This window comes from Phenylobacterium sp. (genome assembly GCF_030654915.1).
Classification (GTDB): domain Bacteria; phylum Pseudomonadota; class Alphaproteobacteria; order Caulobacterales; family Caulobacteraceae; genus Phenylobacterium.
In genome coordinates this window covers 25,185-35,508 of the sequence record NZ_JAURWM010000159.1, presented here as the reverse complement: position 1 = coordinate 35,508, position 10,324 = coordinate 25,185, and the positions used below count along the sequence as shown (strand labels likewise).

Here is a 10,324-nt window from a genome sequence, read left to right as displayed (position 1 = left end):
GCTTTCCGAACGTGGTGAGCCGCGCACCATCGACCGCGTCAGGCATGATCGCGAAGAACACGACTTGCCGAGCCTCTCTGGGAGGCCAGGGGATATCGAGGCGTAGCTGCTTGGCCATGTTCAACGCGCTCCACACACCCCAGAACAAAGATAGAACATTGGAATCTGAGACGGAAGCCGTGTCTCGGCCATATCGCCCCACTCCAGCCGGCGGAGATCGACAATCACGCCCGCCGGGCGTCTAACTGCGTTTCTCAGATCCTCCATGAGAGCGAGGCGATCCATGAACCAGCCCGCGCCTATCGCGCCGCGCCACTACCCGACCGCCGGGGCGAAGTGCGCCGATCTGGTCGTCCATATCGTCGGCCTGACCCTGGCCCTGATCGGCGGCGTCGTGCTGCTTGTCCTGGCCGTCAAGGATCACTCGCTCAGCAAGGCGGTAGCCGTCGGTATCTACGCCGTGGGCCTGTTGGCGATGCTTGGCTTCTCGACCGCCTACAACTTCGCCAAGCCGCAATATCGGCCGGTTCTACGACGCCTGGACCACGCCGGCATCTTCCTGATGATCGCAGGCTCCTACACCCCGTTCACGACCCAAACCCTGACCGGCGCCTGGGCCTGGGGCATGACGATAGCGGTCTGGTCGGTCGCCTTGTTCGGCGCCCTGGGCAAGGTGTTCCTCCCGGTGATCGACCGCCGCCTCTGGGTGGCCGCCTATCTCGCGCTCGGCTGGATCATCGTCCTGGCCATAAAGCCGCTGATCGATGGCGCGAGCCCCATCACCCTGACCCTGCTGGTGGTCGGCGGACTGCTCTATTCCACTGGCGTAGCCTTCTATGTGAACAAGAAGCTGCGGTTCTCTCGGGCGATCTGGCACGGCCACGTGGTGGCTGGGGCCGGCGCTCATTGGGCCGCCGTCCTGCTCGGCGTCGTTCTGGCGACGCACTAGCGCCCATCGCATCGTCCTATTCGGCAGGCTCAAGGCGCCACGCCCTGAGGGCGCCCTGGTCACGAATGTGTACCGGGGCCGATTGTCGATGCATGTCGCCTGTCACAGACTGAGCGAACCAGTTAGCCTTGGGCTTGATCCGCGGTGCTAACCGGAGCTTCGTTGTCGCATGGCTGAATCTGTCGATCGCTTCCTTCGCCACCGCCCGCGGATTTCGACTCATGCGCCGCTCGGCCGAGTGTTCAGCGTCACGCAGCAGAGCTGGGCTCTGACCGACGACCCCAAGAAGACCCCGCCGACGATCGAGGTGATCGCCACTGGCCGCAGCGCAGCCGAAGCGGCGGACGTGGCCAGGGCCTCGGCAGCGACCTTCAACCGACACGGCTTCCACAAACCTTCCGGGGCCTGGTGGGCATCGGAAGGGGGTCGCTTTCATCGCTTCGTGATCGGCAATCGGGGCCGGGCCTCAGCCACCCTTGTGGCCGGGATCGGACTGGCCGGGGTGGTCGCAGGCGCTGCGGGGCTGGCCTTCGCCCAGCAACGCACAAAAGACCGCAGGCGCTCCTAGACCCTCGCCTAATTCTTCCCGGCGTGGCGCCAACACCCCAGCATGACGCGCGCGTCGCAGATCGCTAAGTAGTCTCGAACCACTGATCGCGCTCCGGCGGCCATCAACGAGGGACGAGCACAGATGCCAAGGGCCAGGGATCCGCGAACGATCGCCGCCGCCAACGGGGTCGGCAGCGACACCGCCTTCGGCGCGGTGACCCCGCCGCTTCATCTGTCGACGACCTATCTGTTCGAGGGGTTCGAACGTGAGGGCAGCTATGCCTATAGCCGGACGGCCAATCCGACCCGCGACCAGCTGGCCGACACCCTCGCCAAGCTGGAAGGCGGCGCAGGCGCGGTGGTGACCTCCAGCGGCATGGCGGCGGTTGATCTGGTGCTGGCGCGGGTCGAGCCTGGCCGGCTCGTCGTGGCCCCGCACGACTGCTATGGCGGCACCTACCGGCTGCTGGCCGCGCGGGCCGAACGTCGCCAGTTCGAGATCGCCTTCGTCAATCAGTCCGACCCCGCGGCCGTGGCGCAAGCACTGGAGCGCGGCCCCGCCCTTCTACTGATTGAGACCCCCAGCAATCCTCTGATGCGGGTGGTCGATATCCGCGCCCTGTCGGCCCTGGCCAAGGCTGCGGGCGCCAAGGTCGCCGTCGACAACACCTTCCTCTCGCCGGCCCTGCAGCAGCCGATCAGCCTGGGCGCGGACTACGTCATCCACTCGACGACCAAGTACCTCAACGGTCACTCCGACGTCGTCGGCGGGGCGGTGATCGCCGCCGACCCGGCTGACGTTGAGGCCCTGACCGCGTGGGCCAACATGACCGGCGTGACGGGTTCGCCGTTCGACGCCTACATGATCCTGCGCGGCGTCCGCACCCTGTTCCCCCGGATCGAGCGCCAACAGCAGAACGCCGCGGCTGTCGCTGCCTTCCTCGACGCCCACCCCGCGGTTCGCGTCGTGCATTATCCCGGCCTGGCCAGCCATCCGGGACACAAGATCGCCAGCGCCCAACAGTCGGGCTTTGGCGCGATGCTAAGCTTTGATCTAGCCGGCGGCGCCGAGGCGGCGCGGAAGGTTGTCGAGTCGGTCCAGGTCTTCAGCCTGGCAGAGTCCCTGGGCGGCGTTGAAAGCCTGGTCGCCCATCCCGCGACCATGACCCATGTCGGCATGGGCCCAGAGGCCCGCGCGATCGCCGGGATCGGTGACGGCTTGCTGCGGCTGTCGGTCGGGCTGGAGAGCGAGGCCGATCTGCTCGCCGACCTCGCCCAAGCCCTGGAGACCTTGGCATGAGCTTCAAGCCTTTGTTCTCCCAAGCCCTCGCCGCGGCCCCCGACCGTCTGCACTTCGCCGCCCACAGCCATCACCTCTGGCCCGATGCGACGCGGCTGGCCCAGCTTGCGGCCTGGGATGACGCCGCACGGCTCGCCGACCTGAAGTGGGACAAGGTCATGGGCGAGGTGCTCCCAGAAGCTCAGCGCTGCGTCGCGCAAGAGCTTGGCCTGCCCTCTCCAGAGTCCATCGTCTTCGCCTCGAACACCCACGACCATTTGGTCAAGCTGGTCTCGGCCATGGACAGGGCGCACGTCCGGGTGCTGGCCACCGACTCCGAGTTCCACTCGTTCCGTCGCCAGACCGAGCGTTGGGCGGAGAGCGGCCAGATCACCCTGGAGTTGGTCCCGCAGCATCCTCTAGAGACCCTGACGGAACGCTTCCTCGCGCGGGCGAGTGCAGGCGAGCACGACCTGGTCTTTGTCAGTCAGGTCTTCTTCAACACCGGACGCATCTTCAGCGGGGTCGAGGCCCTGGCGGCCTTGAGCGATCCAGGCGGCCCCTGGGTGGTCATCGACGGCTACCATGCCTTCTGCGCGATCGATGTGGATCTGGGTCCCGTGGCCGATCGGCTATTCTATCTTGGCGGCGGATACAAATACGCCATGGCCGGCGAAGGCGCCGCGTTCCTGCATGCCCCGCCGGGCTTTGGTCCTCGGCCGGAAATCACCGGATGGTACGCTGAGATCGCCCAGCTGGAGGAAGCCGCTGGCGGCGTGCAATACGCGCCGACCGCCCAACGCTTCGCCGGCGCGACCTTCGATCCCAGCGGTCTCTATCGCCTGAATGCAGCCTTCGCGACCCTGCGCGAAGCTGGCCAGACCACCACGAGCATTTCAGCCCATGTCAGGGGCCTGCAGCAGCAACTGCTGGAGCGAGTGACGCGTGGAGAAGCCGGCAAGTTGACGGAGGCGCAACTGCTGAACCCGCTTGATGACGGCTCCCACGCCCGCTTCCTGGCCCTGCGCCACCCGCGCGCGGCGGAGTGGAAGCATGCGCTGGCCGAACACGGCGTGCTGGTCGATGTCCGTGACGACGTCCTACGGATCGGGATGGCGCTCTATCACGACGCCGAGGACGTCGACCGCTTCATCAGGACGTGCGGAACGGTTCTCTAGCCGCTCAACGCTCCGCGCCGAGTTCCCTGTGAATGGCCCGCCAGCCTCCAGGGAAATCGCCTTGAGCGAGAACTAGGACCAACCTGCGCCCGCCCCCGTTGAACTGGACGGACACCGACCCCACATGATTGAGGTGACGTGTGAACCCAAAGGATCGCATAGCCGCCTGATCAACGGCTCCGCCCCATTGACCACGTCCAAGCCAGAACGAAACGCAGCGGTGTAGGAGCCGCCCTGTCCCACCTTGGGATGCGGATCGTTCTGGTCGTACTCGCCGCCCGTTCTCCCCCGCGCGAGGCGCTATCCCCAGGGAATTTCAAGCGAAACCACCGGTAACTCAACCTGGGGGCATGGACTCCTGCCTCTCAGCCCGCGAACCTGCAAAGCCGATTCCCTAGGAGCTGAAGATGAACACATCCGACCTCGCCGACCGCCTTGCGGCTACCGACGACAAGATCACCAAGGCCCAAGCCAAGCAATTGGTCGACGCCGTGCTCGAAGCCCTGCGCGCCGCGCTGGTCGCCGGCGACGAAGTGAACCTGCCCGGCTTCGGCAAGTTCAAGGTCCAGGACAAGCCGGCTCGCACCGGCCGCAACCCCGCGACCGGCGAAGCGATCCAGATCGCCGCCAGCAAGAAGGTCGGGTTCTCGGCCGCCAAGGCCCTCAAGGACGCCGTCGCCAGCTAGGCGCGACTTTCCAACATCGGCGTGAGCCTCGGGCTCACGCCGATGGGTGCCTTGCTGATAGGGCCTGACTAGTCGAAACGCAGGTTCGCGGCCGACAGCTTGCCGCTACGGCGGTCCTGCTCGAGATCGTAGGATATCTGCTGTCCTTCGTTCAGGCCGCGAAGCCCGGCGCGCTCGACCGCAGAAATATGTACGAAGATGTCAGGCCCGCCGCCGTCGGCCTGAATGAAGCCAAAGCCCTTGGCGGGGTTGAACCATTTGACGACCCCCGAGCCCGCCCCTGCGGACTCGCGCGTCGCTCCGCCGCCGGACCTCGCGCCTCCCGCGCCTTGGGGTGCGGACCGCCCGCTGCTCCCGCCAGGCGCAGCGTATCCGGTGACCTGAAGATCTATCGCCGAGGCCTTGCCCGAGCGCCGATCCTGCTCGATCTCGAAGCTGACTTCGTCACCTTCATGTAATTCGTCGAGGCCGCTGTTATGCACGGCCGAGACATGGACGAAGATGTCGGCCCTTCCATCATCGGGGGCGATAAAACCAAACCCCTTGGCGGCGTTGAAGAACTTAACCGTTCCACGCGACATCGAAATTCCTCATCCTCGTTTCGAGACCATCGATCTAAACGCCGCGCCGGCCGATGGCTAGTCACGGGCGGCCTCGACGTGGCTCGGCCTCAGAAGTGGCTGAGATAACCGCCATCAACCGCGATGACCTGGCCTGTCACATAGGACGCGGCCGGCGAGGCCAGGAAGACGACGGCGCCGGCGATCTCATCCGGCTGGCCCCAGCGACCCAGCGACGTGCGCTTCGCAAGATAGGCGCCGACCTCCGGGTCGGCGGACATCGAGGCGTTGGCCTCGGTGGCGAAATAGCCAGGAGCGACCGCGTTCACCGTTATACCGCGCGAACCGAGCTCGGCCGCCAGAGCCCGGGTCAGAGCGTCCAGCCCACCCTTGGCGGCGGTATAGGCGGCGTCGCCTGACCTGGCGATCGGCCCGGCGATGGAGGTGATGTTGATGATCCGCCCGCCGTCCGGCATGTGCCCAACCACCCGCCGCGTCAGGTCCAAGGGTACGATCAGATCGATCTCCAGAAGCCTGCGAACGGCGTCCCGATCCAGGGCCTCAAGCGGGCGGCGGTCGCGGACGCTGGCGTTGTGAACCAGGACGTCAAGACGGCCGTGCCGAGCCACTAGCTCGTCGAGCGCCGCATCGAGCGCGGCTTCATCGCCAAGATCGGCGACGCACATATCGGTCAGCAGCGATGGGTCTTGCGCCGTGAGAGCGGCGGTCGCCACATGCAGCCGCGCGAGATCGCGACCGTGGAGGACAACGAGAGCGCCGGCCTTAGCCAGGCCCAGCGCGATCTCGAAGCCAAGGCCGCCGGCCGCGCCGGTGACCAGGGCGACCTTGCCGCTCAGGTCGAAGGGACTGTTCATCCCTCCCCCATGCCACACAAAGCCAGCTTCGCCGACATCACCCGGCGCCTAGCCAGCGTTTCGCCCCCGCTCGGCGCCGTGGTCAAAAAATACTGACGCTTCGGACTATTCAACGCCAAGCCCCACAAGGGTTGTGGCTTCACCTCAGCGTAAAGACTTCGTCGCGCGTCTGTCATCTCACCTCCCTAGGGGACGGTCCCTCAGCTTCGGGGATCGACGTATGACCAGCCGCAAACTCATCCTGCTCGCCAGCAGCGCCGCCGCCATCTCCTGGTGGGGCCCGGCCTCGGCCGACGTCGCCGCCGACGGCCCGACCCAAATCGAGGAACTGATCGTCACCGCCCAAAAGCGTGAGCAGAAAACCCTCGACGTTCCGATCGCCATCACCGCCTACAGCCGCGCCAATCTTGACCGCCTCGGCGTGCAGGAGTTTGAGGAACTCTCGCTCTACGTCCCCGGCTTCGAGGTCCAGAACCAGTCGCCCAACAACCCCGGCTTCGTGATGCGCGGCATCACCTCCGACTCCGGCGAAGCGACCAATGAGCCCCGCGTCTCGGTGTTTCAGGACGGCGTCTCGATTTCCAAGTCGCGTGGATCCTACATCGAGCTGTTCGACCTTGAACGCGTCGAGATCGCCAAGGGCCCGCAATCGACCCTCTACGGGCGCGGCGCTCTGATCGGCGCGGTGAACCTGGTTCAAGCCAAGGCCGATCCCAGCGACTGGGCCGCCAGTTCCAAGGTCGAGGCCGGCAACTTCGGCTACGCCATGTTTGAGAGCATGCTGAACATCCCGCTCAGCGACACCTTCGCCATTCGCTTCGCCGGGCGACTGAAGAAGCGCGACGGCTTCGTCGAGAACCTGCTGGACGGCAAGGATTTCAATTCCACCAACACCGCCGCGGGCCGGGTGCTGCTCAACTGGCGCCCGACGGAAAACCTGAAGGCCGACCTGATCTTCAACTACGAGAAGGACAGGCCCAGCGGGACTTCGTTCAAATCCCTCACCTACGCCCCGACCAATCCGACCACCGGCGCCGTGATCGGCGACCTTGGCAGGAACTCCGGCGCGGCGCTGGCGGCCTCCGACGGATTTGAAGGCGGCAAGGACCTTGGCCTGGATCGCAGCGTCTGGGGCGTAACCGCGCTGGTCGACTACACGATCAGCGAATCCCTCAGCCTGTCGTCGATCACCGCCTATCGCGAGTTCGACAGCCTCGAGATCTTCGACGCCGACGGCTTCTCGATGCCGCTCTTCCTGTTCGGCGAAGACGCCAAGGGCAAGCAGACGAGCCAGGAACTGCGCCTGAACTACGACGGGGGCGGCAAGCTCACCGCCTTCGGCGGCGTCAGCTACTTCCACGAGGATGGTTCTCAGCGGGTTCCGCTGCAGTTCAACGAGAAGGTCTACGCCTTGCACGCCGCGGGCGTGCTGCCGAAGCCCAATGGTCTGGCGTTGCCGACGATCAATGCGCTCGCCCCCGCGGCGCTAAAGTCCGTGCACCGCGAAACCTACGCCAACTATGGCGAGACCACGGCCTACGATGTCTTCGCCGACGCCACCTACAAGATCACCGACCAGATCGAGGTGACCGGCGGCATTCGCTACACTCGCGACGACAAGACCAGCGGCTATGGCGCGGCTCTCGACAATGGCGGCTCGGTGCTCGCCGGCTCGACACCGGCGCTAGCGCGCGGCCTGTTCCTACAGCCGACCAAGGACGGAAAGCCGGAGTACAAGGACATCACCGACACCGGCCTCACCTATCGGGTGGTCGGCCGCTACGCGCCTAGCGACCAGCTCAGCTTCTACGCCTCATACGCCCGGGGCCGTCGCCCCAAGGTGCTGAACGTCGCGGCTCCGGTCGCGCCGGGGGCGCCGGTCAACTTCAGCGTCCTGCCGGCCGAACAGGTCGACTCCTACGAGGTGGGAGCCAAGAGCGAGCTGTTTGAACGCCGACTGAGCCTGGAAGGGTCGATCTACCACTACAGCTACGACAACTTCCAAACCTCGGTCCTGAACGGCGCCGGTCAGGTCGTGACCGCCAACGCCGGCGAGGCCGCGGCGACCGGCTTCGAGGGTCAGCTCAACCTGCGCCCGACCAGCAACATCGAGGTCTTCGGCACCTACGCCTACAACCATGCCCGCTTCGGAAACGGCATCTTCGAAGGCAACAGCTTCCGCCTCTCGCCCGACCACTCGCTGTCGCTGGGCGCACGCTTCACCGCCTCCGTCCCGGGCGGCACGCTGGCTGTCACACCGACCTACACCTGGCAGAGCAAGATCTTCTTTGACGCCAACAACGATATCCCGGCCCTGCAGACCAACGACAAGATTCAGGACGAACTGCAAGAGTCCTACGGCCTCATGAACCTGCGTGTCGGCTACACGCCCGCGCAGGGTCCCTGGGCCGTGGAACTGTTCGCCACCAACCTGCTGGACGAGGACTACATCAAGGACGCCGGCAACACCGGCGGCGCCTTTGGCATCCCCACCTTCATCGCAGGGGAGCCACGCTACTACGGCGTCTCCTTCTCGATCCGCTATTGATCGAAAGCGCCGAGATGTCGATCAACAGACGTAGCGCCCTCGCCCTCCTGGGCCTCGGCGCCAATGCGGCGGCGCTCAGCGCTTCGGCGGCCGAGCCTGGCGGCGTGAGCTTCCAGCACGGCGTCGCCTCAGGCGATCCGCTCAGCGACCGGGTGATTATCTGGACGCGCGCAACGCCGCCAACGCCCCAGGCGAAGGACTTCGCCGTTAGCTGGACGGTGGCTGACGCCCCCGATTTCAAGCGTGTCGTGGCCAGCGGCCATCTCCAGGCCAGCGCCGCGCGGGACTTCACGATCAAGGCTGATGTCGCCGGCCTCAAGCCAGGCAAGGACTACTGGTTCCGCTTCTCCACCGGCGATGTGCAATCTCCCGTCGGCCGGACCCGCACCCTGCCCGTTGGGCCGGTCAAGGACGTCAGCTTGGCTGTCGTCTCCTGCTCGCTCTATCCGGCCGGCTATTTCAACGCCTACGACGCGGTGGCCAAGCTCGACCGCGTCGACGCCGTGGTTCACCTCGGGGACTACATCTACGAGTACGGCGCCGGTCCCAATGACTACGGGACGGCGGGCGCCGCGAAGATGGGCCGCCTGCTAGAGCCCAAGCACGAGATCGTCTCGCTGGCCGACTACCGCCTGCGTCACGCGACCTACAAGAGCGACCCGCACCTACAGGCCGCCCATGCTCGGGCGCCCTGGATCTGCGTCTGGGACGACCACGAGACCGCAAACGACTCCTGGATTGGTGGGGCCGAAAACCATTCGCCAGAGATCGAGGGCGACTGGACCGCGCGAAAGGCCAACGCCTTGCGCGCCTACTACGAGTGGATGCCTTTGCGCGAGCCTTCCGCCGGCGGTCTGGCGGAGGCGATCAATCGCTCGTTCCGCTTTGGCGACGTCGCCGAGCTGATCATGGTCGAAACCCGTCTGCTGGCTCGCTCCAAGCAGTTGGACTACGCCGCGATGCCGATGCGCCAACTCGACGGCAAATCGGTTCCTGACTTGGCCGCGCTCATGGCGCAGCGCGCCGACCCGGGCCGGCAGCTACTGGGCGACAAACAGGAGCAATGGCTTGGCGAGACACTGAAAACCTCGGTGGCGGGCGGATGCGCATGGCAGATCCTGGGCAACCAGGTGGTCATGGCGCAGGTGAAGGGGCCGGACTTGAAGGCCGCCCTGCCTCCGGCCGATTGGGCCGCAATGGTGGCCGGCCTGCCCGAGGCCTTCCGCCCGCGCATCGAGCAGATGGCCGCCCTGTTCGCGCAAGGTGTGCCCTTCAACCTGGACGCCTGGGACGGCCATCCCGCCGCCCGGGAGCGCGTCTATGCGATGATCAAGGCGGCCAAATCTCAAGCCATCGTGCTGGCTGGCGATAGTCATGCGTTCTGGGTCAACGAGTTACACGACGCGGCGGGTGATCGCGTGGCGGTGGAGTTCGGCACGACCGCCATCACCAGTCCTGGCTGGGGTGACTTCTTGCCGAAACAGGACATGGGAAAGATCATCGCCGATCAGAACGACGAGGTGGTCTACTCCCATCAATCAGCGAAGGGCTTCACCCTCCTGACCCTGACATCTGAGGAAACCCGGGTGGAGCTGATCGCGGTCTCGACGATCGCCGACAGGGCCTATGAAACCAAGGCCCTGAAGCGCTATCGCGTGGCCAAGCGGTGGGGCGCCGGGGTCGAGGAAGCCTGAGGGGCG

Annotated in this window: 8 protein-coding genes and 2 pseudogenes; 7 read left to right on the top strand and 3 right to left on the bottom strand. The window is 65.8% G+C overall.

Features of this window, described 5'->3' with window-relative positions; all coding sequences use genetic code 11:
- Window positions 1-283: 283 nt before the first annotated feature.
- The 5 genes from Q7T84_RS08300 to Q7T84_RS08280 all read left to right on the top strand — a co-directional run bounded on the left by Q7T84_RS08300 (window position 284) and on the right by Q7T84_RS08280 (window position 4,641).
- Entirely contained in the window at window positions 284-949 is a 666-nt protein-coding gene (locus Q7T84_RS08300) for a hemolysin III family protein (RefSeq protein WP_304807645.1), read from the top strand.
- 169 nt (window positions 950-1,118) lie between these two features.
- Window positions 1,119-1,517, top strand: a complete 399-nt coding sequence (locus tag Q7T84_RS08295) for a hypothetical protein (RefSeq protein WP_304807643.1) — start codon at window positions 1,119-1,121, stop codon at window positions 1,515-1,517.
- Between the two features lie 123 nt (window positions 1,518-1,640).
- Window positions 1,641-2,798, top strand: a complete 1,158-nt coding sequence (metB, locus tag Q7T84_RS08290; protein WP_304807641.1) for a cystathionine gamma-synthase — start codon at window positions 1,641-1,643, stop codon at window positions 2,796-2,798.
- A complete protein-coding gene (locus Q7T84_RS08285; RefSeq protein ID WP_304807639.1) occupies window positions 2,795-3,955 on the top strand; it encodes an aminotransferase class V-fold PLP-dependent enzyme in 1,161 nt (386 codons plus the stop codon). Before metB ends, Q7T84_RS08285 begins: the two co-directional genes overlap by 4 nt.
- 407 nt (window positions 3,956-4,362) lie before the next feature.
- On the top strand, window positions 4,363-4,641 hold the full coding sequence (locus Q7T84_RS08280; protein WP_304807637.1) for an HU family DNA-binding protein: 279 nt from the start codon (window positions 4,363-4,365) through the stop codon (window positions 4,639-4,641).
- Between the two features lie 68 nt (window positions 4,642-4,709).
- Here Q7T84_RS08280 and Q7T84_RS08275 read toward each other — a convergent pair.
- From Q7T84_RS08275 to Q7T84_RS08265, 3 genes and pseudogenes are all read right to left on the bottom strand, one after another.
- A pseudogene (locus tag Q7T84_RS08275) lies at window positions 4,710-4,913 on the bottom strand (cold-shock protein); the annotation flags it as partial.
- A gap of 123 nt (window positions 4,914-5,036) precedes the next feature.
- Window positions 5,037-5,222 (bottom strand): annotated as a pseudogene (locus Q7T84_RS08270) (cold-shock protein); the annotation flags it as partial.
- Between the two features lie 89 nt (window positions 5,223-5,311).
- A complete protein-coding gene (locus tag Q7T84_RS08265; protein ID WP_304807634.1) occupies window positions 5,312-6,076 on the bottom strand; it encodes an SDR family oxidoreductase in 765 nt (254 codons plus the stop codon).
- A 220-nt stretch (window positions 6,077-6,296) separates the two neighbouring features.
- Between Q7T84_RS08265 and Q7T84_RS08260 the strand changes: the two genes are divergently transcribed.
- Both Q7T84_RS08260 and Q7T84_RS08255 read left to right on the top strand, forming a co-directional pair.
- Entirely contained in the window at window positions 6,297-8,624 is a 2,328-nt protein-coding gene (locus Q7T84_RS08260) for a TonB-dependent receptor (RefSeq protein WP_304807632.1), read from the top strand.
- Between the two features lie 14 nt (window positions 8,625-8,638).
- On the top strand, window positions 8,639-10,318 hold the full coding sequence (locus tag Q7T84_RS08255) for an alkaline phosphatase (RefSeq protein ID WP_304807631.1): 1,680 nt from the start codon (window positions 8,639-8,641) through the stop codon (window positions 10,316-10,318).
- The last annotated feature ends 6 nt before the right edge of the window (window positions 10,319-10,324 follow it).

Excerpts from the sequence above, each read along its gene's own strand:
- Q7T84_RS08300 (WP_304807645.1), top strand. The coding sequence starts at position 284 with ATGAACCAGCCCGCGCCTATCGCGCCGCGCCACTACCCGACCGCCGGG.
- Q7T84_RS08295 (WP_304807643.1), top strand. The coding sequence starts at position 1,119 with ATGGCTGAATCTGTCGATCGCTTCCTTCGCCACCGCCCGCGGATTTCG.
- metB (WP_304807641.1), top strand. The coding sequence starts at position 1,641 with ATGCCAAGGGCCAGGGATCCGCGAACGATCGCCGCCGCCAACGGGGTC.
- Q7T84_RS08285 (WP_304807639.1), top strand. The coding sequence starts at position 2,795 with ATGAGCTTCAAGCCTTTGTTCTCCCAAGCCCTCGCCGCGGCCCCCGAC.
- Q7T84_RS08280 (WP_304807637.1), top strand. The coding sequence starts at position 4,363 with ATGAACACATCCGACCTCGCCGACCGCCTTGCGGCTACCGACGACAAG.
- Q7T84_RS08265 (WP_304807634.1), bottom strand. The coding sequence starts at position 6,076 with ATGAACAGTCCCTTCGACCTGAGCGGCAAGGTCGCCCTGGTCACCGGC.
- Q7T84_RS08260 (WP_304807632.1), top strand. The coding sequence starts at position 6,297 with ATGACCAGCCGCAAACTCATCCTGCTCGCCAGCAGCGCCGCCGCCATC.
- Q7T84_RS08255 (WP_304807631.1), top strand. The coding sequence starts at position 8,639 with ATGTCGATCAACAGACGTAGCGCCCTCGCCCTCCTGGGCCTCGGCGCC.